At 59.9% G+C, this 25,236-nt stretch carries 19 protein-coding genes; 10 read left to right on the plus strand and 9 right to left on the minus strand.

Translation table 11 applies throughout. From position 1 onward, the window contains the following. Positions 1 to 25: 25 nt before the first annotated feature. Positions 26 to 178: a hypothetical protein gene (locus QZ292_RS04385; RefSeq protein ID WP_294598361.1), complete on the minus strand. Its 153-nt coding sequence runs from the start codon at positions 176 to 178 to the stop codon at positions 26 to 28. 71 nt (positions 179 to 249) lie between these two features. On the opposite strand from QZ292_RS04385, the gene pheT reads away from it, so the two are divergent. Then, positions 250 to 2,763 carry a phenylalanine--tRNA ligase subunit beta gene (pheT, locus tag QZ292_RS04390; RefSeq protein ID WP_294598363.1) on the plus strand — a complete coding sequence of 838 codons (2,514 nt, stop codon included), beginning with the start codon at positions 250 to 252 and terminating at the stop codon, positions 2,761 to 2,763. Positions 2,764 to 3,798: 1,035 nt separating this feature from the next. Here the strand turns inward: pheT and QZ292_RS04395 are convergent. Both QZ292_RS04395 and QZ292_RS04400 read right to left on the minus strand, forming a co-directional pair. Next, on the minus strand, positions 3,799 to 4,023 hold the full coding sequence (locus tag QZ292_RS04395) for a hypothetical protein (RefSeq protein ID WP_294598367.1): 225 nt from the start codon (positions 4,021 to 4,023) through the stop codon (positions 3,799 to 3,801). Further along, the gene (locus QZ292_RS04400) at positions 4,008 to 4,157 is read right to left on the minus strand and encodes a hypothetical protein (RefSeq protein ID WP_294598369.1); all 150 of its coding nucleotides are present in this window, start codon (positions 4,155 to 4,157) and stop codon (positions 4,008 to 4,010) included. The genes QZ292_RS04395 and QZ292_RS04400 overlap by 16 nt, the downstream gene beginning before the upstream one ends. A gap of 222 nt (positions 4,158 to 4,379) precedes the next feature. On the opposite strand from QZ292_RS04400, the gene rpsA reads away from it, so the two are divergent. From rpsA to QZ292_RS04420, 4 genes are all read left to right on the plus strand, one after another. Next, entirely contained in the window at positions 4,380 to 6,179 is a 1,800-nt protein-coding gene (gene rpsA, locus QZ292_RS04405) for a 30S ribosomal protein S1 (protein WP_294598371.1), read from the plus strand. Between the two features lie 404 nt (positions 6,180 to 6,583). Next, a complete protein-coding gene (locus tag QZ292_RS04410) occupies positions 6,584 to 7,528 on the plus strand; it encodes a ribonuclease Z (RefSeq protein WP_294598373.1) in 945 nt (314 codons plus the stop codon). A gap of 68 nt (positions 7,529 to 7,596) precedes the next feature. Beyond that, entirely contained in the window at positions 7,597 to 9,126 is a 1,530-nt protein-coding gene (guaA, locus tag QZ292_RS04415) for a glutamine-hydrolyzing GMP synthase (RefSeq protein WP_294598375.1), read from the plus strand. 67 nt (positions 9,127 to 9,193) lie between these two features. Next, entirely contained in the window at positions 9,194 to 9,436 is a 243-nt protein-coding gene (locus QZ292_RS04420; RefSeq protein ID WP_294598378.1) for a hypothetical protein, read from the plus strand. 141 nt (positions 9,437 to 9,577) lie between these two features. Here the strand turns inward: QZ292_RS04420 and gcvP are convergent, their stop codons facing one another. Further along, on the minus strand, positions 9,578 to 12,433 hold the full coding sequence (gene gcvP / locus QZ292_RS04425) for an aminomethyl-transferring glycine dehydrogenase (RefSeq protein ID WP_294598381.1): 2,856 nt from the start codon (positions 12,431 to 12,433) through the stop codon (positions 9,578 to 9,580). Between the two features lie 107 nt (positions 12,434 to 12,540). Here gcvP and QZ292_RS04430 point away from each other — a divergent pair, with 107 nt between their 5' ends. Beyond that, positions 12,541 to 12,687 (plus strand): hypothetical protein, encoded by a 147-nt coding sequence (locus QZ292_RS04430; protein WP_294598384.1) that lies wholly within the window; start codon positions 12,541 to 12,543, stop codon positions 12,685 to 12,687. A gap of 418 nt (positions 12,688 to 13,105) precedes the next feature. Here the strand turns inward: QZ292_RS04430 and QZ292_RS04435 are convergent, their stop codons facing one another. The 4 genes from QZ292_RS04435 to QZ292_RS04450 all read right to left on the minus strand — a co-directional run bounded on the left by QZ292_RS04435 (position 13,106) and on the right by QZ292_RS04450 (position 17,756). After that, positions 13,106 to 13,696 (minus strand): sigma-70 family RNA polymerase sigma factor, encoded by a 591-nt coding sequence (locus QZ292_RS04435; protein ID WP_294598387.1) that lies wholly within the window; start codon positions 13,694 to 13,696, stop codon positions 13,106 to 13,108. A gap of 222 nt (positions 13,697 to 13,918) precedes the next feature. Further along, positions 13,919 to 14,683: a C4-type zinc ribbon domain-containing protein gene (locus QZ292_RS04440; protein WP_294598390.1), complete on the minus strand. Its 765-nt coding sequence runs from the start codon at positions 14,681 to 14,683 to the stop codon at positions 13,919 to 13,921. 58 nt (positions 14,684 to 14,741) lie between these two features. Next, on the minus strand, positions 14,742 to 15,860 hold the full coding sequence (locus tag QZ292_RS04445) for a Nif3-like dinuclear metal center hexameric protein (protein ID WP_294598393.1): 1,119 nt from the start codon (positions 15,858 to 15,860) through the stop codon (positions 14,742 to 14,744). Positions 15,861 to 16,175: 315 nt separating this feature from the next. Beyond that, complete coding sequence (locus QZ292_RS04450) at positions 16,176 to 17,756, minus strand: sulfatase (RefSeq protein ID WP_294598396.1); 1,581 nt, start codon at positions 17,754 to 17,756, stop codon at positions 16,176 to 16,178. Between the two features lie 73 nt (positions 17,757 to 17,829). Between QZ292_RS04450 and QZ292_RS04455 the strand changes: the two genes are divergently transcribed. From QZ292_RS04455 to QZ292_RS04465, 3 genes are read left to right on the plus strand one after another with little or no spacing between them, the layout of a single operon-like run. After that, complete coding sequence (locus tag QZ292_RS04455; protein WP_294598398.1) at positions 17,830 to 19,995, plus strand: RelA/SpoT family protein; 2,166 nt, start codon at positions 17,830 to 17,832, stop codon at positions 19,993 to 19,995. A 39-nt stretch (positions 19,996 to 20,034) separates the two neighbouring features. Next, a complete protein-coding gene (locus QZ292_RS04460) occupies positions 20,035 to 20,187 on the plus strand; it encodes a hypothetical protein (protein ID WP_294598401.1) in 153 nt (50 codons plus the stop codon). 4 nt (positions 20,188 to 20,191) lie between these two features. After that, positions 20,192 to 20,425 carry a hypothetical protein gene (locus tag QZ292_RS04465; protein ID WP_294598404.1) on the plus strand — a complete coding sequence of 78 codons (234 nt, stop codon included), beginning with the start codon at positions 20,192 to 20,194 and terminating at the stop codon, positions 20,423 to 20,425. 452 nt (positions 20,426 to 20,877) lie between these two features. Here QZ292_RS04465 and secA read toward each other — a convergent pair whose 3' ends face one another. Then, on the minus strand, positions 20,878 to 24,189 hold the full coding sequence (gene secA / locus QZ292_RS04470; protein WP_294598407.1) for a preprotein translocase subunit SecA: 3,312 nt from the start codon (positions 24,187 to 24,189) through the stop codon (positions 20,878 to 20,880). Positions 24,190 to 24,474: 285 nt separating this feature from the next. On the opposite strand from secA, the gene QZ292_RS04475 reads away from it, so the two are divergent. Beyond that, a complete protein-coding gene (locus QZ292_RS04475; protein ID WP_294598410.1) occupies positions 24,475 to 24,621 on the plus strand; it encodes a hypothetical protein in 147 nt (48 codons plus the stop codon). Positions 24,622 to 25,236: the final 615 nt, after the last annotated feature.

Raw genomic sequence — 25,236 nt, forward strand, 5'->3', positions numbered from 1 at the left:
CAATTGTGAGTGCGACACGCCCCGTTTATTCCGAGAGGCAACGCAACTGAAAACCACCGGCACGGTCATAAGGATTGCTGGGCTGAACCGCATCCTTCACGAAACGCAAATAGACGCCGTTCGCCCCATTGGCCGAAGCAGACCATACTGTGCCCTCGTCGCCGACGCCGAGTAGCACGCCCGAGGGATAGCAGCGGTAGCCCGGGGCGGACGCACCGAAATATTATAGAAACAAAACAGCGAACACGCATGAAGATTTCATACAACTGGCTGAAGAGCTATCTGGACAGCGGCCTGAGCGCCGAAGAAGCCGCCGGAATACTGACCGCCGCCGGACTCGAGATCGAAGGGATCGAGAAAGTCGAGAGCATCCGCGGCGGCCTGGAAGGCCTCGTCGTAGCCGAAGTGCTGACCTGCACCGACCACCCCGACTCCGACCACCTGCACGTGACCACCGTTTCGACCGGGTCAGATGCTCAACCGCTGCAAGTGGTTTGCGGCGCCCCCAACGTAGCCGCCGGCCAGAAAGTGATCCTCGCCCAAGTGGGCACCACCCTCTACCCCACCGGCGAAGAAGAGGGCTTCAAGATCAAGAAATCGAAAATCCGCGGCATCGAATCCCTCGGGATGCTCTGCGCCGAAGACGAAATCGGCGTGGGAAACGCACACGACGGAATCATCGTGCTCGACCATGCTATTCCCGCCGGGACACCCGCCGCGAAAGTCTACGACATGGAAGCCGACTACGTTTTCGAAGTCGGCCTGACCCCCAACCGGATCGACGCCGCCTCGCACTACGGCGTGGCACGAGACCTCGGCGCCTACCTGACCGCACACGGACAAGCCATCAAGGCATCGCTCGGCGACATCTCCGCCTTCCGCATCGACGACCCGAAAGCCCTGCCCGTGACCGTCACCGTGCAGGACGCCGCAGGCGCCCCCCGCTACTCCGGCGTGACCGTCCGCGGCGTGAAGATCGGCCCCAGTCCGGAGTGGCTGCAACAACGCCTGCGCGCCATCGGCCTCAATCCGAAAAACAACGTCGTCGACATCACCAACTTCGTGATGTACGAATGCGGCCAGCCCCTGCACGCCTTCGACATGGGGAAAGTCGCCGGACACCAGATCATCGTCCGTCGCGCCGCCGAAGGCGAACCCATCGTGACCCTGGACGGCGTGGAACGGAAACTCAGCGCCGACGACCTCGTTATCGCAGACCGCGAACGCGCCATGTGCCTCGCCGGCGTCTTCGGCGGCATCGACAGCGGCGTGAGCGACACCACCACCGACATCTTCATCGAATCCGCCTACTTCGACCCCGTGAGCGTGCGGAAAACCGCCCGGCGACACGGTTTGAGCACCGACGCCTCCTTCCGCTACGAACGCGGTGCCGACCCCGACATGGCCCCTTATGCCTTGCGCCGCGCCGCCCTGCTCGTCCGGGAGCTCGCCGGCGGGATCATCGGTTCCGACATCGTAGACATCTATCCGCAACCGATCCCTCCCTTCGAATTCTCCGTCAATCTGGGACGCATCAACCGGCTGATCGGCGCCGAGATTCCGACCCAGACCGCCCGCGCGATCCTGAGCGGCCTCGAAATCGACATCCGGAAAGAGACCCTCTCCGAGAACGGCGACACCATTCTGGAACTCACCGTTCCCGCCTACCGCGTCGACGTGCAGCGCGAAGCCGACATCGCAGAAGAGATTCTGCGCATCTACGGCTTCAACAACGTGCCCGACCCGCACTACATCAAGAACGTCATCACCACCGGGAATCCGAAAACCCCGGATCGGTTGGTGAACGCCGCCGCCGACCTGCTCGTCGGACAACGGTGCGTCGAAATCATGAGCAACTCCCTGACCCGCGGCGCCTACTACGAACCCCTGACCTCTTATCCCGCCACCCATTGCGTGCGGATACTCAACCCGCTGAGCAACGAGCTCAACGTGATGCGTCAGACCCTGCTGTTCAACGCCCTGGAAGCCGTCGCCCTGAACGTCAACCGGCGGAACGGCGATTTGCGCCTCTTCGAATTCGGGAACTGCTACTTCTACGACCCCGCCCTGGGTGCGCAAGCCACCGAAGACCCTACGCAAAAAGGCACCTTGCGTCCCTATCGGGAAGAGTACCGCCTCGCCCTGACCGTGACCGGCTCCGAACGTCAGCCCAACTGGAACGACCCGAAGCCCGGCCCGAGCGACTTCTTCACCCTCAAGAGCTTGGCCGAACTGTTGTTGCAACGTTTCGGCGTCCAGCTTTACGAAGGGCGTTACGAGATCTTGGAGAGCGACCTCTATTCCGAAGCGATCGCATACGTCATCCGCGGGAAAAAGCTCTTCGAGCTCGGGATCGTCTCGCCGAAGCTCAGCCGTGGCCAGTTCGACCTGAAACAGCCCGTCTACTTCCTGGAGATGAACATCGACCACCTTCAGAAACTCGTCGAGACCGTCCGCGTGCAGGCCGTCGAGCTGTCGAAATACCCCGAAGTGAAGCGGGATTTGGCCCTGCTGGTCGACCAATCCGTTACCTTCAGCCAGCTTCGCGACGCCGCCGTCCGGGCCGAGAAGAAACTGCTGAAATCCGTCGGTCTGTTCGACGTCTACGAAGGCGACAAGCTGCCTACCGGGAAGAAATCCTACGCCCTGAATTTCGTTCTCGAAGACCCGAGCAAGACCTTGACCGACAACGAAATCGAGCGGATAATGAGCAATATCTCGTCCGCCCTGACCAAAGCCACAGGCGCCCAGATCCGGGGCTGATCTTCAGTTCCCATACATTGGTATAGACACGGCGCACGGACAGAGAACGGAGCGAAGAGCTGGGCTAACACGGCCATTTGCCCACCGCAGGCACACGGCCAAAGAACCGTGCGAAGATTTGGGTAGAGGCTGCCGCAGCGAAACGTAAGTTTCGCCCGTCCACGGGACGTGGGGCCTGCGCGGCCCGAGCGCAGTACCCTCAAACCACCGCGCGCCGACGCCAAAAGAGGCGATTCAACTCTTTCGGCGATAAGCCGAAAGGGAATGAATCGCCCAAGGCGCGCGGACAAAGCATTAGTCTGACACGGCCAATTGGGAGTGCGGCACGCACCGCCCGCCCGGCGTAAGGGCAGTACCCTCAAACCACCGCGCGCCACGCCTTAAGAGGGAAATCGTCAAAATGTGCTGGCACATTTTGACAGGATTTCCCGAGGCGCGCGGATAAAGAACGGTTCGAAGAGTTGGGCTACTCCAACCATTTGCCCGCCGCGGGGCCCCACAGGGGCTTTTACAGGGGTTATCCCTGCCTTATTTGGCGGGGCCCGGCCGGCCGACGCGTTCGCGCCACGGCGGCCGGCCTTTATTATTTCCAACCCACCGCGCGCCACGCCTTAAGAGGGAAATCTTGTCAAAATGCACTCGTGCGTTTTGACAAGATTTCCCAAGGCGCGCGAACGAAGAACGGGGCGCGAAAAAAAGTGGCGGAGCGAAAGCGGAGCCGCAGTGAGGCGGACACGGGGCGGAGCACTGGACTGTTCTTTGGGCTGGCTTTGGGCCGAGAGCGAATAGCGCGATTCCTCTCGGAATCGCCGTCCTCGGCAAGGGCGACGCATTAGCGGCGCGAAGGGGGCACGCTGAGGACGAACTTGCAAGATTTAAGTGGTGAATGGGCTGAGTTCTTGCGGTTCGCAGAGCCGCGCGGGCCGGAGCCACCCCCGGCGTAGGGCCGCAACTTCGCGGTGCTCGTTTGGCCCCCGCTGGCGCCGGCCCGCTTTTGGGTTGAGATTGCCATCTTTCAAGTGCTTTTCGCCCCGTTTATTCCGAGAGGCAACGCAACTGAAGACCGTGGCCACGGAAGCTTGCGTTGCTGGGATTGAGGGTCGCCACGGAGAAAATCAAGTACATGCCACGGTAGTGGTCGCCCGAATTGTCGGACGAGGACGACCAGCTATAGCCGTAGGTGCCGACGCCGCCCGGCTCGCCCGAGGTGTAGTAGCGGAAGCCCGGGGCGGGGCTGTTTCCGTTTATTCCGAGAGGCAACGCAACTGAAAACTGTAGCCACGGTAGCTCGCATTGCTGGGATTAAGGGCTTGCGAATTGAAATCCAAGTTCACGCCACTGGTGTCGTTGAGCGCCGAAGACCAGCTGGAACCGCCGAAGCCGACGCCACCCAATGCGCCTAATTGTCTATAGTAGCCACAGTCGCGAATGCCCGGGGCGGGGACATCTCCCACACAGGCACCACCCCCCCGCCAACAATCAGCCCCCAGAGCCATTAGGAATAACTGAAAATATTCGTATCTTTGCGACGCCTTTCGGCCCCCTCCCCGGAGAGGAAACCGAAAGGCGTCAATACATAAAGTCTAACCCGTTTAGTTTCAAACACAAACAAAACAATGACAAACGCAGAAGAAACCAAATCCGCGAAAATCTCGAACGCCTCGGTACCCGTGGAATCGTTCAACTGGGACGCCTTCGAAACCGAAGCCGGCCTCTACGGCGGCGCCAGCAAAGAACAGATCGCCAAAGAGTACGACCAGACCCTGTCGAACATCCAGACCGGCGAAGTGATGGAAGGTACCGTGACCGCCATCGACAAACGCGAAGTGCTCGTCAACATCGGCTTCAAATCCGAAGGCGTGATCTCCAGCAGCGAATTCCGCTACAACCCCGACCTCAAAGTCGGCGACAAAGTGGAAGTCTACGTCGAATCCGCCGAAGACAAGAAAGGCCAGCTCGCCCTGTCGCACAAAAAAGCACGGCAACTCCGTTCGTGGGATCGCGTCAACGAAGCCCTCGAAAAAGACGAAATCATCAAGGGCTATATCAAATGCCGCACCAAAGGCGGTATGATCGTCGACGTCTTCGGCATCGAAGCCTTCCTGCCCGGCTCCCAGATCGACGTGAAACCCATTCGCGATTACGATATCTACGTCGACAAGACCATGGAATTCAAAGTCGTCAAGATCAACCAGGAATTCCGCAACGTCGTCGTATCGCACAAAGCCCTCATCGAAGCCGAACTCGAACAGCAGAAAAAAGACATCATCGGCAAACTCGAAAAAGGCCAGATCCTCGAAGGTACCGTTAAGAACATCACCTCCTACGGGGTGTTCATCGACCTCGGCGGCGTAGACGGGTTGATCCACATCACCGACCTGTCGTGGGGCCGCGTGAATCATCCGGAAGAGATCGTACAACTCGACCAGAAACTCAACGTCGTCATCCTCGACTTCGACGACGCCAAAAAACGCATCGCCCTCGGCTTGAAACAGCTCACCCCGCATCCGTGGGACGCCTTGGCCGCAGAGATGAAAGTCGGCGACAAGGTTAAAGGTAAAGTCGTCGTGATGGCTGACTACGGCGCATTCATCGAGATTGCCCCGGGCGTCGAAGGCCTGATCCACGTCTCCGAAATGAGCTGGTCCCAGCACCTGCGCTCCGCCCAAGACTTCATGAAAGTCGGCGACGAAGTCGAAGCAGTCATCCTGACCCTCGACCGCGACGACCACAAAATGTCGCTGGGTATCAAACAGCTGACCCCCGACCCGTGGGAAAACATCGAGACCAAATATCCGGTCGGTTCCCGTCATCAGGCACGCGTACGCAACTTCACCAACTTCGGCGTCTTCGTCGAAATCCAGGAAGGCGTCGACGGCCTGATCCACATCAGCGACCTCAGCTGGACCAAGAAAATCAAACACCCCTCGGAATTCACCCAGATCGACTCCATGATCGACGTACAAGTGCTGGAAATCGACAAAGAAAACCGTCGTTTGAGCCTCGGTCACAAACAGTTGGAAGAAAACCCGTGGGACGTTTACGAAACCATCTATAAACCCGACACCATCCACACCGGTACGATCGCCGAAATCAACGACAAAGGCGCCGTAGTCACCTTGAACGAAGGTGGCGAAGGCTTCGCACCGAGCCGCGGGCTGGTCAAAGCCGACGGGACGACCGCCAAAGCAGGCGAAACCCTGGAATTCCGCGTCCTCGAATTCGGCAAGAACAACCGGAAGCTGATCCTCTCCCACACCCGCACCTTCGAAGAAGCCAAAGGCAAAGAAGATGCCGTGAAAGAGGCTTCGACTCAGGAAGCTGTGAAGAAGCTCTCCTCTTCGATGGAAAAAACCACGCTGGGAGATATCTCGGGACTCGCTGAACTCAAAGCTCAGCTCGAAGGCAAAAACTAATTTCTTATAACCGTTCTTTGTACTGTATGGAACCGTACCTTTTCTGAAGAACCGAGCGGCGTTACGCGAGCAGAGACCGCTTGCGGGCTATGCCGAGTTAGCGCGAGGAAGCCTTCGGGCAAAAGGTACCCAAAAGACTTTTAGTTAGCTACGCTACGCCTTACGCTCCGCAGTCCTCAATCTTCTCAGGTCTGTCGGGCTGGATTTTTCGGCGGGCGCATATAATGCGGTGTCTACCCTAATGCGCCCACGCCGGAAAACCACAGCCCGACGAATAGTCCGGGAGTTGGGCCACCGGCAGCTTTAGGATGCGTGAGCATCCTCTAAAGTTTTTCTGGTTCTCTTTGTTCACAAAGAGAACAGTTCCATCCGGTAGCCAAAGAATAGTTATAAACAATCGAGTTATGACCTTTCGAGTGACCATACTGGGATGCAGTTCGGCCCGACCGACCGCCACCAGGCACCACACTGCTCATGTACTGAACGTACATGAGCAGTTTTTTTTGATCGACTGCGGCGAAGGGACACAATACCAGCTCCTGCGGTGCGGGATTAATCCACTGAAGATCAACGTGATTTTCATCTCTCATCTGCACGGCGACCACGTTTACGGGATTTTCGGCCTGCTCTCCACCATGAGCATGATGGGGCGGACACGGCGGCTGGAGATCATCGCCCCGCATCCATTCGGCGAGATGCTACGGAGCCACCTCGGATTTTTTGGAGTCGAGCTGCCTTATCCGTTGGAAATCAAAGAAGTGGACACCAGACAGAACACCGACGTGTGGTCGAACCGCGTGTTCAGCGTCTCCAGCCTTCCCCTGCGCCACCGCGTGCCCTGCTGCGGCTACCTCTTCCGCGAGCGAGAGCCCGGTTTGAACGTATACAAACACCTCGTCGAAGGATACGGACTGAACCCCGCCCAGATCGCCGCCTTGAAACAAGGCCGGGACACCCTCTTAGCCACCGGCGCCCCCCTGACCGCCCGGGAAGCCACCTACCGGCCCTACGCACCGCGGAGCTACGCCTATTGCAGCGACACCACCCCCTCCGGCAAAGTCGCCACCCTCGTCGAAGGCGTGGATCTGCTCTACCACGAATCCACCTACCTTCACCAGGACAAAGCCCTCGCCGAGAAGACCGGCCACTCCACCGCCCTTCAGGCCGCACGGATCGCCCGCAGAGCGAACGTCCGGCATCTGCTGCTCGGCCACTACTCCGCCCGTTATAAGAGCCTCGAACCCCTGCAGGACGAAGCCCGGAGCGAGTTTCCCGAAACCATTTTGGGCCACGACGGCCTCACCCTGACCATCGAGAAAGACCATTCCCTGCGCCTCACCCGGCTTTAGTCCGCATGCATAGTGGGAAATTCCGCCGAAAGCTGTAAATTTGTATCCATCTAACATCACGTTCGTCTATGCAGGAAAAAATTCTGATCCTCGACTTCGGATCGCAGTACACCCAGCTGATAGCCAGACGGGTACGCGAGCTGAACGTCTACTGCGAGATACATCCGTACAACCACTATCCGGCGCTCGATCCCTCCGTGAAAGGCGTGATCCTGTCGGGCAGTCCTTTCTCCGTGCGCGACACGGAGGCCCCGCAGATCGACCTCAGCGGGATTAAAGGACATTTGCCCCTGCTCGGAGTTTGCTACGGAGCGCAATATCTGGCCCATCATTTCGGCGGCGAAGTCGCACCGTCGAATAGCAGAGAGTACGGCCGCGCCATGCTCTCGAAAGTACGAGGCACAGACCCGCTTATCGCTTCGCTCAGTGCACAAACGCAAGTATGGATGTCCCACGGCGATACGATTGTCAAAGAGCCGACCGGCTGCGAAATCATCGCCAGCACCGAGGATGTGCGGGTCGCCGCCTTCCATATCGCGGGAGAGCAGACTTGGGGGATACAGTTTCACCCCGAAGTCTACCACTCCACCGAAGGACTTCAGCTGCTGAAACACTTCGTCGTCGACATCTGCGGGTGCAGACAGGATTGGACACCCGCATCGTATATCGAGACCACCGTCCGCGAATTGCAGGCCAAATTAGGGAACGACAAAGTCGTACTGGGGCTTTCGGGCGGCGTGGACTCCTCCGTGGCCGCCGTATTGCTGCACAAAGCCATCGGCGCCAATCTGACCTGTATCTTCGTCGACATGGGCCTCCTGCGGAAAGACGAATTCTCCAGCGTGCTGGACTCCTATAAGAACATGGGGCTCAACGTCATCGGCGTCGACGCCGGCGACAAATTCCTCGGGGATTTGAAAGGGGTGACCGATCCGGAACAGAAGCGGAAGATCATCGGCCGCGACTTCATCGAAGTCTTCGACACCGAGGCACAGAAGCTAAAGGATGTGCGGTGGCTGGCCCAAGGCACCATCTATCCGGACGTCATCGAATCCGTATCCGTCAACGGCCCGAGCGTGACCATCAAATCGCACCACAACGTGGGAGGGCTGCCGGAGAAGATGAACCTCAAGATCGTGGAACCGCTGCGGTTGCTTTTCAAGGACGAAGTGCGGCGGATCGGACGGGAATTGGGATTATCGGAACTTTTGCTCGGTCGTCACCCCTTCCCGGGGCCGGGCTTGGGGATTCGTATTCTGGGTGAAGTGACCAAAGAAAAAGTGCGGATTCTGCAGGAAGCCGACGCCATCTTCATCCAGGCTTTGCGCGATGCCGGCTGGTACGACAAAGTTTGGCAGGCGGGAGTGATGCTGCTTCCGGTTCAGAGCGTCGGCGTGATGGGCGACGAGCGGACATACGAGTCTTGCGTAGCCCTGCGCGCCGTGACCTCGACCGACGGGATGACCGCCGACTGGGTTCACCTGCCGTATGAACTTCTGGCCAAAGTATCGAACGACATCATCAATAAAGTGCGGGGGATTAATCGCGTAGTGTATGATATTTCGTCGAAACCGCCGGCAACCATCGAGTGGGAGTAACGGCATTTCTTTAGCGAACCGAACCGTTTCCCGCCCCCACTCTTCGAGGCAGAACCCAAAAAGCGGGATGAGGATATATCCTCATCCCGCTTTTAGTTTCCCTTTGCCCTTCCCCGCCCCGGGCTTCCGAGACGCGGGCAACTATGGACGGTTAGGCGATCTGAGCTATGTCGGCAATAGTGGATTCAGCTGGTCTTTCGCCACAAGCGGTATCTATGGCCTGTACTTGAATTCTTATACGGCAGGACTCAATCCCAGCAACATATACGGCCGTGGCTACGGTTTTCAGTTGCGTTGCCTCTCGGAATAAACGGGGCGTGTCGCACTCACAAATGGCCGGGTCTACCCTAACAGGCAGCCTCTACCCCACCCACAGATGAAGCTAACCTAACCATTTGCCCACCGCGGCCAACACCGAGAAAGCCTCAACGCCATCCGCCCGCCCACACTCCTACCGGTACGTCTCCAGCGGCTCACACGTGCAAACCAGATTCCGGTCGCCATACCCCGCATCGATCTTCGAGACATACGGCCAGAACTTGTTTTCCCGCACCCACGGCAACGGGAACGCCGCCTCGCGCCGCGAATACGGGTGCGTCCACCCCGATTCGTCCGAAGCCCCGCAACATTCGTATGCCGTATGCGGTGCATTTTTGACGATATGATCCTCCGCCCCCACATTCTCCTCGCACTCCTTGCGAATCGCAATCAACGCCTCCAGGAACCTGTCCAGCTCCGCCTTCGGCTCGCTCTCCGTCGGCTCCACCATCAGCGTGTCGTGCACCGGGAACGAGAGCGTCGGCGCGTGGAACCCATAGTCCATCAGCCTCCGCGCAATATCCCCGCACTCGACCCCATAGTCCGCCCGGAAATTCCTGCAATCCACGATCATCTCATGCCCCACACGCCCCGTCTCGCCCGTGTAGACAATCCCGTAATGCCCCTTCAGCGCACACGCCATGTAATTGGCCGCCACGATCGCCATCTCCGACGCCCGTTTCAAGCCCTCCGCCCCCATCATTTTGATATATCCGTACGAGATCGCCTCGACCATCGCACTCCCCCACGGCGCCGCCGAGACCGCCGTAATGGCCTCCGTCCCCCCCGTCGCGACGATCGAGTGAGAGGGCAGGAACGGCACCAGATGCGCCGCCACCCCGATCGGCCCCACGCCCGGCCCCCCGCCGCCGTGCGGAATCGCGAACGTCTTGTGCAGGTTCAGGTGGCAGACATCCGCCCCGATGAACCCCGGAGACGAAAGCCCCACCAGCGCATTCATGTTCGCCCCGTCGAAATAGACCTGCCCGCCGTTTTCGTGGATAATATCGATTATCTCCTTGATTTTGCCCTCGAAAATGCCGTGCGTCGACGGATACGTAATCATCAGACAAGCCAGCTCCGCCGCATGCTCCTCCGCCTTTTTGCGCAGGTCGTCCACATCGACATTCCCCCGCTCGTCGCACGCCACCACCACGATCCTCATGCCCGCCATCGCCGCCGACGCCGGATTCGTCCCGTGCGCCGACGCCGGAATCAGCGCCACCCGCCGCTGCCCGTCTCCCCGACTCAGGTGGTACGCCCGAATCACCATCAGCCCCGTATATTCTCCCGCCGCTCCCGAATTGGGCTGCAGCGACACCGCCTCGAACCCCGTAATCACCGCCAAGTCATGCTCCAGCCCCCGGATCATCTCCATATACCCCTCCGCCTGGTCCAGCGGCACGAACGGGTGGACATTGCCCCACTCCGCCAGCGAGAGCGGCATCATCGAGACCGCCGAATTGAGCTTCATCGTACACGACCCCAGCGAGATCATCGAATCCGCCAGCGAGATATCCCTCCGCTCCAGCCGCTTGATATAGCGCATCAGATCCGTTTCATTGCGATACTTCCGGAAGACCGCCTCCGTCAAAATCTCGTCCCCCCGCAGCAAATCCGCCGGCAGGAAAATCCCCTCCTCGACCGTCTTCGCCACCGGCGCCGCCTTCCCCGCCGCCTCCGCAAAAATCTGAGCAACAGCATTCACCTCATCGAGCGTGGAGACCTCGTCGAAACTGATATGCACCCGGTCATTGGCCGGATAAAAGAGATTCAGCCCCATCCTGACCGCAATCGCCTCCACCTTTTCCGCATCGGCCGCCACCTCGATCGTATCGAAATAGCAGTCCGAAACCAGCTCATAGCCCATCCCCTTGAGCAGCTCCGCCGCCGCATGGGCATGCGCATGGGCATGGGTCGCAATCCGTTTCAGCCCCTCCGCCCCGTGGTAGACCGCGAACATCCCCGCCATCGTCGCCAGGAGCGCCTGCGCCGTACAGATATTCGACGTCGCCCGTTCGCGCTTGATATGCTGCTCCCGCATCTGAAGCGCCATCCGCAGCGCCTTGTTCCCCAGCCTGTCCACCGACACCCCGATAATCCGGCCCGGCATCTGCCGTTTGTAAGCATCCCGCGTCGCCATATAGCCCGCATGCGGCCCCCCGAATCCCATCGGAATCCCGAACCGCTGCGTCGAACCCACCGCAATATCCGCCCCCCACGCCGCCGGAGACTTCAGCAGCGCCAGCGCCAAAATATCCGCCACCGCCGTCACCAGCATCCCCCGCTCATGGCAAGCCGCCGCAAAAGCCGAATAATCCGCCACCCGCCCATTAGCGCCCGGATACTGAACGATCGCCCCGAACTCCCGCCCGCTGAACTCATACTCCTCGAACGAATCCACCGCCAGCTCGATTCCCAGCGGTTCCGACCGCGTGAGGAGCACATCGAGCGTCTGCGGAAAGATATTTTCGTCCACGAACAAGACATTCCGCCCCTCCTTGACCGCCTCCCGCGCCCTCAGGTTGAACATCATGATCATCGCCTCGGCCGCCGCCGTCGCCTCGTCCAGCAGCGAGCAGTTGGCCACCTCGAGCCCCGTCAGCGAGCTGACCATGGTCTGAAAGTTGAGCAGCGCCTCCAGCCGCCCCTGCGAGATTTCGGCCTGATACGGCGTATAGGAGGTATACCACGCCGGATTTTCGAAAATATTCCTCATCACCGGCGCCAGCGTCGCCGTCCCGTAATAGCCCATCCCGATGAGCGTCCGCAGCGGTCTGTTTTTCGCCCCGAGCTCCCGGATATGGGCGGCAAACTCATATTCGCTCATCGGCGGGTCGAGTTCGAGCGGTTTCGGCAGCTGAATCTGCGGCGGGACGACCTGATCGATAAGTTCCCCGACCGACCCGACGCCGATCACTCCGAGCATCTGTTCGACCTCCTGGTTTGCGTTTCCGATATGTCTGTTTACGAATTGATCCTGAGCCATTTTCCGAGCTTCGTTTAAGTTTTTAAGGTTTCGCAAGATACGAAATAAAAACGAGAAAACCCCGCGTCCCCGCCCCGGGCCTCCGCCATTCATATTCAGGTGATCCGGTGCGCGTCGGCCATTACGGTTACAGCTGGTCCTCGACGATCGGTGATACCAGTAGCATGTGCTTGGATTTTCACATGACATGGCTCAGTCCCCACAGCGCGTACTACCGTGCCTATAGTTTTCAGTTGCGTTGCCTCTCGGAATAAACGGGGCCGAGGCTGCCTTAGCGATGCGTAAGCATCGCTCCGTCCCGCCGGGGCGCCCACCGGGCGTTTTATTGGGGTTCTCTCTGCCTTATTAGCCGGACGCCGCCCGCGGAAGGGCAGTTCCATCCGGTTGGGGTAGAGGCGGCCCTGTCGGAGTGCCTGAAGGCACCGCGCGCCGTCGCCTTAATAGGGAAATCGTTCAAAATGCACCTGTGCGTTTTGACAAGATTTACCAAGGCGTGGCGCGCGTCGAGCTTCGACTGGCCTCGGGCCGGGCAGGCCCCACGTCCCGTGGACAGGCGAAACTGCGTTTCGCTGCGGCAGCCTCCGCCCAAATCTTTCCATACCCCACGAACATCAAAAAAGCCTCGGCCCCTCCGCATGAAGCGGAGAGGCCGAGGCCCCAAGAATATTTTCCTCAAGCAAACGCCAACCGCCTCTCATCCACCAGCTTGCGCAGGTTGATCAACGCATACCGCATCCTCCCCAACGCCGTATTGATGCTCACCCCCGTCTGCTGGGCGATCTCCTTGAAACTGAGGTCGAAATAGTGCCTCAACACCACCACCTCCCGCTGCTCCTCCGGCAATCGGTCGATCAGCTTCCGGACATCCTCCTCCATCTGGTCGCGGATCATGCGATCCTCGACCGTCGGATCGGCCAACTCTTTGTTGTTCAACACATCATACCCCGCATCCTCGTTCGTGACATGCGTCGGTTTCCGTCCCCCGCGGAAGAAGTCGATCACCTGATTGTGAGCGATCCGCAACACCCAGGAAATGAATTTTCCGTTTTCGGCATACTTTCCTCCCCTGAGGCTCCCGATCACCTTGATAAAGGTCTCCTGACAGAGGTCGTCCGCCGTCTGGCGATCCTTGACCAACATGAGAATATAGTTATATACCTTTTGTCGATAACCATCGATCAGGGTATCAATCGCCGACTCGTCGCCATCGATGAACGACCGGAGCAACCGTTGTTCCCAGTCGTTTCTGATTTCGGTTTTCATGGTTTCTACTCGTTTAATACGTATGGATTAGAGTAGATTTCAATCGATAGGCAACTTGGTATTTACGTAATTCAGTGGCAAAAATCCTTTCGGTTCGAAAGCAAGGTACGAAAAAAATCGCAATCCGCCAAATCCCCCTGTCGGCAGGGGGCAAACCCTATACCAAAAGCGCGCAAACCGACATTTTGTCAGTTCGCGCGCCATATCGTCCGATTCAAGGGATTATTTCTGCTCCCCGTCCAGCAAGTCCGAGACCAGAATCCGCCCGCAATACTCGCAGACGATGATCTTCTTGCTCATCCGGATATCCAGCTGCCTCTGCGGCGGAATCCGGTTGAAGCACCCCCCGCACGCATCGCGTTTGACCGTCACCACCGCCAAGCCGTTCCGGACATTTTTCCGAATCCGGTCGTAAGCCGACAACAGCCGTTCGTCGATCTTTCCCCTCGCCTCCGCCGCCTGTTTCCCGAGCTCCGCCAGCTCCTTCGCCGTCTCCTGTTCGATCCCCTCCAGCTCGGCCCGTTTGGCGTCAAGATCGATTTTTCGATCCTCCAGGAGCGCTTTCGTATCCTCTATCTGTTTTTTCTTGTTTTTGATCTCGGCATTGAACTCCTTGATGCGTTTCTCAGCCAGTTCGATTTCGAGTTTCTGATACTCGATCTCCTTCGAGAGCGAGTCGAACTCGCGGTTATTCCTCACATCATCCTGCTGGGCCTCGTATTTTTTGATGAGTGCCTTCGCCTGTTCGATCTCCTCTTTTTTGGTTTTGACCTCCCTGCTCAGTTCATCCGCCTGTTCTCCGTAAGTACCGATACGCGTTTCGAGCCCTCCGATCACATCCTCCAGGTCCTGCACCTCGAAAGGCAGTTCTCCCTTGATGTGATTGATGCTGTCCATTTTGGAATCGATCTGCTGGAGCGCATAGAGGACACCGATTTTCTCTTCGGTCGACAACTCTTCGGCAACGTTTTTGGTTTTGGTAGCCATGTGGGTGGTATGTGTAACTATCTGATTATATGCACCGAGATTCCGAGGCAGGAGGAACCTATCGTCCGTCGAAAAAATATCCGGCCGCTCCGGTCTCTTCCGCCCGCCGAACTGCAAAATTAGGGAATTTTTTCGATATGAGTTCACAAAAAAGATCGACCGCCTGTCGTTCCGTTTCGAAATGCCCCCCGTCGACCAGCGTGATTCGCCCTTCCGCCTGCTGAAAGTCATGGTATTTCAAGTCCGCCGTGAGGTAGACCTGCGCCCCCTGCGCCATCGCCGCCGGGATGAACTCCGCCCCGCTTCCCCCGCACACCGCCACCCTTCGCACCATTTCGGAGGCTATCGGGCTGTGTTTCAAACAGCTCGCCCCTATCGTCCGCGCCGTCCGCTCCAGAAACTCAGCCATCGGCAACTCCTCCGGCAGCTCTCCGACACACCCCAGCCCGATTCTCCGATCCGGCACCTCCGTCGGCATCAGGTCATAGGCCGGCTCCTCATACGGATGCGCCCTCCGCAGCGCCTCCACCACACGCCGCGCCAGCTCTCTCGGCACCACCGTTTCCGTTCTGACCTCCCGTTCCTCGCAGAGCTCTCCCACCCTTCCGACGAACGGCCGGCACTCCGTCGACGCCGCCCGGAACGTCCCCGTCCCGCCCGCATTGAAACTGCACGCCTCATATCGCCCGATGCAGCCGGCCCCCGCCTCCCACACCGCCTCGCGCACCCGTTCGACATAGGCCTCCGGTGTATAAAAGACGAGCTTCAGCACCCCGTTTTCGCGCGGCGCCAGCACCTCCACTTCCCTCAGGCCCAATCGTTCGGCGAGCCGTCCGCTGACCCCTCCCGGCGCCACATCGAGGTTGGTGTGGGCCGCATAGACCGCCACCCCGCTTCGGATCGCCTCCGCCGCGATCCGTTCCTGTACCGTCGCCCCGACCAGCCGTTTCACGCCCCTGAAGAAGAGCGGGTGGTGGCAGACCACCAGATTGCATCCGGCATCGACCGCCTGCCGGAGCACCTCCTCCGTCAGGTCGAACGCCGCCATCACCCCCGAGCAAGGCGTCGTCTTCGGCTCGGTCGGCGCCACCTGCCATCCCGCATTGTCCCACTCCTCCTGCCAGGCCACCGGCGCAAACGCCTCGATCGGCTCGACAATATCATACAATGTCTCCATCTGTTTGATTTTTGCATTCTTAAAAATTGCGTTCCTCAATGCGCGTACACAGACATAAGCCCTGCGTAGCCTAAGGCACACGGAAGAGAATTGGACAAAGGCGGCCCATTGGGAGTGCGGCACGCACCGCCCGCCCGGCGGACGCGTTCGCGCCACGGCGGGCGGCCTTTATTACTTCAAAGCAAACGCGCGCCACGCCTTAAAGAGGAAATCGTCAAAATGTGCCGGCACGTTTTGACAAGATTTCCCAAAGGCGCGCGGACAGAAAATAGGCGTAGACCCAGCCAACCTTCGAGTGCCGAACGGCACCGGCCATCACTCCCCGTCCCGCCGGCTCCGGTACGGCGACCCGTCCGGCCACGCACACCACTCGTTCCGCGAGCGATTCCACGGCACCTGCGCCTCCATCCGCTTCAACTCCTTCGTCAGCCGCCTCGCCATCCGTTCGCGCCGCTTCTCCTGCCTCGGATTCTCCGCATGGTCGATCTTTTCGAAGATATCCTCCCGGAGGTTGAACAGCGCCGTCCGCTCCGTGTCATAGAAATAGATCAGCTTCCACTCCCCGATCCGGATCGAGCTGTGCGGCGCGATCCCGTCCCCCTCCGCATCCCACATGTTCGGGAAATGCCACACCAGCGGCCGTTTCCGCCCCATCGCCGCATCCCCCCGCAGGATCGGCACGATGCTCTGCCCGTCGACCCGCTGCACCGTTTTGAGTTTGCCTCCCCCCGCCATCTCGACCACCGTCGGCATCAGGTCGTAGACCGCCACCGGCACCTGACAATTCGTCCCCCCCTCCGTGACCCCAGGCCACTCGACCATCATCGGCACCCTCGTTCCCCCCTCCATCGCCGAGCCCTTACCGCTTCGGAGCGGGAAATTGTGCGTCCCCGGCCTTCCCCCGCGTCCCACCGCCGAAAGCCCCCCGTTGTCCGAAAAGAAGATGACCACCGTATTCCGATCAATCCCCTTTTCCCTCAGATAGTCACGCAAATCCCCCAGACTCTTGTCCATCCCCTCGACCAGCGCCGCATACGCCGCCTCCCTCGGATCGAGTCCCGCCTCCGCATACTTCGCATAGAACCGCATGTCCCGATCCAGCGGCACATGCACCGCATAGTGGCTCATATAGAGGAAAAACGGCCTTCCCTGCATCACCGCCGTATCGATCTGTTTTTTCGCCTCGATCGTCAGCGCCTCCGTCACGAAGATATCCTGCCCCCAGTACTTCTCCAGCCCCGGCACCGCGAACGGCAGCTGCACCTCCGCCCCCGGCCTGTTTCCGAAATTGTTCTCGCCCAGATACGACGCCAGCCCCCCCGCCGCATGCCCCGCCACATTCGCCTCGAACCCCAGCGTCAGCGGATCCGCCCCCGGCGTCTCCATCGCCCCGAAATGCGCCTTTCCCACGATAATCGTCCGGTAGCCCTCCCTCCGCAACAGCTCCGGCAGCGGCGTCACATACGTCGTCCGCGGCACCCCCGGCACAGCCGCGATTCCGTTGACATTCCACTCCGGCCACCTCAGCAGCGGGCTCTCCGGATCCGGCCCCCGATCCTTGCGCAGCGTCCAGTTCGTGACCCGATGCGCCGCCGGATTCATCCCCGTCATGAGGCTGACCCTCGACGGCGAACTGACCGCCGCCGCATAGGCATTGGTGAACTTCAGCGCATTCCGCACCATCCGCTCCATCTGAGGCGTGCGATACCTCCGGTTGAGCTCCGTGGTATCGTGCCAGAACGGCACCGACGTATCCTGCCACCCCATGTCATCGACCAGGAAGAGCAATATATTGGGTTTTTCGCCCGACTCCCTACCCCCCGTGCGCCCCGTTCCGGCCGCAGCCGCCGACGCCGCCGACAGGCCGAGGAGCGAGAAAAAAAGACCGGATTTCATCCTTCGCACCGAATTAAGTCGTAAATTTGAGTGCAAGTTACGAAATTCCCGAAATATATACCCCACCCGCCCCATGAACCTCTACCGCGACTTTCTGACCTATATCCGCTCCAGCTTCAGCGGCCCCTCCTTCGACGAAATCCGGCTCGCCCTGCGCACCGCCGTCCGCAGCCTGAGCGACCTGAAACGTTACGACGGCACCCCCTTCGTCTTCCACAGCATCCTCACCGCCCGGATCGTCGCCGAAGAGATCGGCCTCGGCCGGAACTCCGTGGTATCGACCCTGCTGCACGACGTCGCCCGGCTCGGCCGGATGACCCCCGACGAGATCGTGCGGCAGCACGGCTCCGAATGCGCCGGCATCCTCCGGGGCCTCAACCAGATCTCCGCCGTCGACCCCAAGACCTCGACCCTCCAGGCCGACAACTTCCGCGAGCTGATCGTCTCCTACTCCACCGACCCGCGCGTGATCCTGATCAAGATGGCCGACCGGCTCGAAGTGATGCGCTCCCTGGAGAGCTTCCCCGAGCTCAAACGAAACAAGAAAGCCTGGGAGACCCTGAACCTCTACTCCCAGCTCGCCCACAAGCTCGGCCTCTACGGCATCAAGTCCGAGATGGAAGATCTCTCCCTGAAATACCTCGAACCCAAAGAATACGGGCACATCGTGCGCAAGCTCAGCGAAAGCGACGCCGCCCGGCAAGCCTTCATCGCCTCCTTCGTCCGCCCCGTCGAAGAGCGCCTCCACGCCCTCGGCATCCGCTACAAACTCAAGAGCCGCACCAAATCCGTCTACTCCATCTGGCGGAAGATGCGGAAACAGCGCGTCCCCTTCGAAGAGGTCTACGACCTGTTCGCCATCCGGATCATCATCGACTGCCCCCCCGACCAGGAGAAGATGCAGTGCTGGTCGGTATATTCCGTCGTGACCGACTTCTACACCCCCAACCCCGACCGGATGCGCGACTGGATCTCGATTCCGAAATCCAACGGCTACGAATCGCTCCACACCACCGTCGTGACCCCCCAGGGCCGGTGGGTCGAAGTCCAGATCCGCACCCGGCGGATGGACGAAGTGGCCGAACGCGGCGTCGCCGCCCACTGGCGCTACAAAGGCGTCGGCGGCGGAGGGCTCGGGAGCGAACAGTGGCTCGCCCGCCTGCGCGAGATCGTCGAGACCACCGAAGCCGCCGAGACCATCGAAGAGCGCTTCGACCTCGCCCAGAGCAGCAACGAAGTCTTCGTCTTCACCCCGACCGGCGACCTGCGTAAACTGCGCGACGGCGCCACCGTGCTGGACTTCGCCTTCGACATCCACTCCAACCTCGGCACGAGTTGCACCGGCGGCCGGATCAACGGCCGGAACGTATCGATGCGCGAGCGTCTGCGGAACGGCGACGTCGTCGAGATCGTCACCTCCCGGAACCAGCGTCCCCGCGCCGGCTGGCTCGACATCGCCGTGACCTCGAAAGCCCGCGCCAAGATCAAGCAGATCCTGCGCGACGACCAGGCCCGGAGCGCCCAGCTGGGCCGGGAAGAGCTCGAACGGAAAGTCAAAAACTGGAAACTGCCCCTGACCATCGAAGAGGCCGTGACCGCCCTCTCGAAATACTACAAAATCAAGACCGGCTTCGAAGTCTACGCCCTGATCTCGGAACAGCGCGTTCCGATGGGCGAAGTGAAAGAGCTTCTGACCGAAGCCGCCTCCGGAGCACTTCCCGCGCCGGAGATCCAGCCCCGCCGCGCCAAGAGCGATTCTTCCGGCGACAGCAACGACCGGAGCGACGACTGCCTGGTGATCGACGAGACCCTGCGCGACGTGGAGTACAAGTTAGGCGGCTGCTGCCATCCGATTCTGGGCGACCCGATCTTCGGTTTCGTGACCGTCCACAGCGGTATCACCATCCACCGCACCGACTGTCCGAACGCCAAGCGGCTACGGGAAGAGTATCCCTACCGGGTGCTGAGCGCGCGTTGGCGCGAGACGACCTCGAACGGCGCCTTTCTGGCGACCATCCGGATCACCGGCGACGACGTACCGGGCCTCGCAGGCCGCATCACCGATCTAGTCTCCCAGGAACTGAAGCTCAACATCCGCTCCCTGTCGTTCGGTCTCCAGCGCGGGATGATGCAGGGCCAGCTTTCGATCGAAGTGAAAGGCACCCAGACCGTCGACATGGTGATCCACAAGCTCAAGCGCGTGAAAGGCGTCCTCCGCGCCTTTCGTGTGAACAGTTAGGAGTCGCCCGCCCCGGGCTTCCGCGGTGTTAACTCGGGCATGCTTTCCGCCATCGGTCGCGAGAGTTACAGTTGGGCATCCACCGTCAGCGGTCTCTACGGCATGAAATTAAATTTCGGCATGGCCGGACTCTATCCGAGCAGCTCGGACGGTCGCGCCTACGGTTTTCAGTTGCGTTGCCTCTCGGAATAAACGGGTGCCGCTCGGCACCCAAACCGGGCAGCCTTTATCCTATACAAGCGTTCCCGCCCCGGGCTATCGCCATCGGGATACGAGCGCGCTGGACGGCGTCGGCAGCAACGGTTACAGCTGGTCTTCGACGGTCTGCGGTACCGATGGCATGCACGTGGGTTTCGGTATGACGTGGCTCAATCCCAGCAGCGCGCACAACCGCGTCTACGGTTTTCAGTTGCGTTGCCTCTCGGAATAAACGGGGTATCGCCCCGGGCTACCGCGGCAACGCCTCGGGCACATCGGGTGGTGGCGGCTACTACGGCTACAGCTGGTCGTCCACCATCAGCGATACCTCTGGCGTATTCCTGGGTTTCGACACGCAGTACCTCCATCCCAGTAGCGTGTACGGCCACGGCCACGGTCTTCAGTTGCGTTGCCTCTCGGAATAAACGGTGCCGCTCGCACCCACAGGGTGTTCTACTGGCCGTGTCTACCCCCAAATAGTAATCTCTACCCAATTGGGCCGACACAGCCGCAGCAAAATTGGGATAGAGATTGCCGATTTAAGCCGAGGCTGTCACCCTATCTCCGGCGAAGCCCGCGCCCCACAAAACTTCCAGCCACTCCATCTTTCCGACAAAAAAGAGAAGCCCTCCGGCCACTATGCGGCCGGAGGGCTTCTCCATATATAAAGCTACAACACAGAAGCTACATCGCCCCGTGACAATTCTTGTACTTTTTCCCACTGCCGCACGGACACGGATCATTTCGTCCCACCCGTTTTTCCGCCTTGGCCGGAGCAGCCGCCCCCGGCGGCACCGGCCCCTCGTTGCGAGACATCCTCATCCGGCTCATATCCGGCCGATTCCGCTGCGGCACCGCCTGTTGCGGCTGCGCCTGAGGCACCGCACGCCCCTCCCCGTCCTGAGCAGAAGCCGGCCCCACCGGCAGATAGACCTTCAGCAACATCGAGATCACCTCCCGGTTGATCTTCTCGATCATCCGTCGGAACAGCTCGAACGACTCGAACTTGTAGATCAACAGCGGATCCTTCTGTTCATACGCCGCATTCTGCACCGACTGCTTCAGGTCGTCCATATCCCGCAAGTGCTCCTTCCAGTCGTCGTCAATCGTGATGAGCATCATCACCCGGCTGAACGCCTTGTGAATCTCCAACCCGCGCGACTCGATCGCCCGTTTGAAGTTCACCGGCACATTCAACCCGCGTTTCCCGTCCGTCAGCGGCACCGAGATGTTTTCGAACTTATCCCCCTGCTCCTTGTAGATCGCCTCCAGCACCGGGAACGCCTGTTGTGCGATCTGCGTCGCCCGCCGCTTGAGCGCACTCCGCATATCGCCCAGAATCATCTCCGCCACCTGCTGATCCTTCAGGTCGTTATATTCCTCCTCCGAGAGCGACGGCTCGATCGAGATCTGGCGGATCAGCTCCACCTTGAACTCATCGAACGGCAGCCCCCTGTAATTTTCCACGAACGTCTCCGCGAAATCCGTCATCATGTTGTTGATATCCACCTCGATCCGTTCGCCGAAGACCGCATTGTGCCGCCGCGTATAGATCACCTCCCGCTGCGAATTCATCACGTCGTCGTACTCCAACAGCCGTTTCCGGATACCGAAGTTGTTCTCCTCGACCTTCTTTTGCGCCCGTTCGATCGCGCGGCTCATCATCCCCGCCTGAATCACCTCCCCTTCCTTCAGCCCCATCGTATCCATCAGCCGAGCAATGCGTTCCGAACCGAACAGCCGCATCAGGTCGTCCTCCAGCGAGACGAAGAACTGCGAGCTCCCCGGGTCCCCCTGCCGTCCGGCACGCCCCCTCAACTGCCTGTCCACCCGCCTCGACTCGTGCCGCTCCGTCCCGATAATCGCCAGCCCCCCCGCATCCTTCACCTCAGCCGTGAGCTTGATGTCCGTCCCACGCCCCGCCATGTTCGTAGCGATCGTCACCTGTCCCGCACGTCCCGCCTCCGCCACGATCTGCGCCTCCAACTGGTGCTGCTTGGCATTCAGCACATTGTGTTTTATCCCCCTCAGTTTGAGCATCTTGGACAACAACTCCGAAATCTCGACGCTCGTCGTCCCCACCAGCACCGGACGCCCCTCCCCGACCAGTTTGACGATCTCCTCGATCACCGCCGCATACTTCTCGCGCTTCGTCTTGTAGATCAAGTCCTGATAATCCTTCCTCACCACCGGCCGGTTGGTCGGAATCACAATCACATCCAGCTTGTAGATATTCCACAATTCCGACGCCTCCGTCTCCGCCGTCCCCGTCATCCCGCTGAGCTTGTGGTACATCCTGAAATAGTTCTGAAGCGTAATCGTCGCGAACGTCTGCGTCGCCGCCTCCACCTTGACCCGCTCCTTCGCCTCGATCGCCTGGTGCAAACCGTCCGAATACCTCCGCCCGTCCAGAATACGCCCCGTCTGCTCGTCCACAATCTTCACCTTGTTGTCCATCACCACATACTCCGTATCCTTTTCGAAGAGCGCATAAGCCTTCAACAACTGATGCACCGTGTGCACCCGTTCCGACTTGAGCGCATATTCCGACAGCAGCTTGTCCTTCGCCTCCATCCGCTCCTCGACCGTCATGTCCTTCCGCTCCAGCGTCGCGATCTCGCTCCCGATATCCGGCAGGATGAAGAAGCGCTTGTCGTTGATATTCCCCGACAACGCGTCATGCCCCTTGTCCGTCAGCTCGACGCTGTGGAGCTTCTCGTCGATAATGAAGTAGAGGTCGTCCGTCACCTCATGCATCCTCTTGCTGTTGTCCTGCATGTAGAAGTTTTCGGTCTTCTGCATCAGCGCCTTCATCCCCGGCTCCGAGAGGAACTTGATGAGCGGCTTGTACTTCGGCAGCCCCTTGTGCACCCTCAGCAAGAGCATCCCCGCCTTCTGCTCGTCCCCCTCAGCCGCCGCCTTCTTGGCCTCCGCCAGGAGCGACGTGCAGAGATTCCTCTGCAACCCGTAGAGTGCCTCGACCTGTCCCCTGTACTCCTCGAACAGCTGATCCTCTCCCCTCGGCACCGGCCCCGATATGATGAGCGGCGTCCGGGCGTCGTCGATCAGCACCGAGTCCACCTCGTCGACAATCGCATAGTGGTGTTCCCGCTGCACCAAATCCCCCGGTTCGATCGCCATATTGTCCCTCAGGTAGTCGAACCCGAACTCGTTATTGGTCCCGAACGTGATATCGCAGTTATACGCCGCCCGCCGTGCATCCGAATTGGGCTGATGCTTGTCGATGCAGTCCACCGTGAGCCCGTGGAACTCATAGATCGGCCCCATCCACTCCGAGTCGCGCCGGGCCAGATAGTCGTTGACCGTCACCACATGCACCCCCTTGCCCGCCATCGCATTGAGGAATACCGGCAGCGTCGCCACCAGCGTCTTCCCCTCGCCCGTCGCCATTTCGGCCACATTGCCCTTGTGGAGCGCCACCCCGCCGAACAGCTGAACATCATAGTGCACCATATCCCACGTGACCTCCGTCCCGCCCGCCGTCCAACGGTTGCGGTACACCGCCTTATCGCCCTCGATCGTGATGAAATCCCGTCCTTTGGCAGCGAGTTCCCTGTCGGCCTCCGTCGCCGTGACCGTAATGGTCCCCTCCGGTGCCTGCGCAAACCGCCGCGCCGTATCCTTCACGATCGCGAAGACCTCCGGCAGAATCTCGTCCAGCACCCGTTCGATCGCCTCATTGACCTGTTTTTTGAGCCGGTCGATCTCCGTTCCGATCTGCTCTTTCTCTCCGATCTCGACCTCCGTCTCCTCCATCCTCGCCTTGAGCTCCGCGATTCTCTTCTCATCCTCCGCAATCCGCTCCCGGATCACCGCCTTCAGCGCCGTCACCCGCTCCCTGAGCTCATCGTCCGACAGCTGCTGAATCTGTGGATAGACCGCCAGAATCCGGTCCACATACGGCTGAATGGTCTTTCTGTCTTTGTCTGCTTTGCTGCCGAAGAAGAGCTTCAGCAAACTGGCTGTAACACCCATAGAATTACTTGATTGATAACATTAACCCACTGATTCGCAGTCACTTTTCCCTCCACACCGGCCCCACTGCCCGCGAATCGAACTACCAAAGATAGGAATAATTCCCCGAACCCGCCTCATCCGGGCGGGAAACCTGTTTTTTCGTTTTTGTCGCGCGTGGAAATTTTTGTAAATCGAACACTCGCGAAGAGGTTTCGGTCGAGTTCTCCCCCCCCCCCGAATCACCCTTTTCACCCCGCCGCGGGCTTCCGCGACGCGGGACACAATCAACATAATGGAACACTGATGGTCGTCGGTTTCTATGGATTTAACTGGTCGACCGCGTTTAGCGACACCAGCGCCATGAGTTTAGCATTCCACACGACAGTGCTCAAGTTCCGCAGCGCGAATCCTCGTGCCAACGGTTTTCTGTTGCGTTGCCTCTCGGAATAAACGGTGCGTGTCGCACTCACAATTGGCCGGGTCTACCCAACAGGCCGCCTCTACCCCATCCGCAGATTGGGCCGACACAGCCTTAGCGAAACGTAGTTTCGCTCCGTCCCGCCGGGGTCACCCGGCCGCCGCCCGCGAAGGTGATTTCATACTGTTGGGGCAGAGGCGGTCAATTGGGAGTGCGGCACGCACCGCCCGCCCGGCGTAAGGGCAGTACCCTCAAACCAACCGCGCGCCGACGCCTAAGGAGGCGATTCAACTGTTTCGGCGACGAGCCGAAACAGAATGAATCGCCCAAGGCGCGCGAACAAGACATTGGGGTAGAGGCTACCGTAGCGAAACGTAAGTTTCGCCCGTCCACGCACCCACAGGGTGTTTTGTTAAGGTTCTCTTCGCTTTACCAAGTGGGGCCCGCGCAGCCTGAGCGCAGTTCCGTCCGGCTCAAAGCTCGACCGCGCGCCACGCCTTAGGAGGGAAATCGTTCAAAGCGCAAGTCGCTTTGAACAAGATTTCCCAAGGCGCGCGGACAACGAACAGGCGTAGCCCCAACCAATCCTCGGGTGCCGAGCGGCACCGGCGGAGCGACAGCGGAGCCGCAGTGAGGCGGACACGGGG

The organism is uncultured Rikenella sp. (genome assembly GCF_910577125.1).
Lineage (GTDB): Bacteria > Bacteroidota > Bacteroidia > Bacteroidales > Rikenellaceae > Rikenella.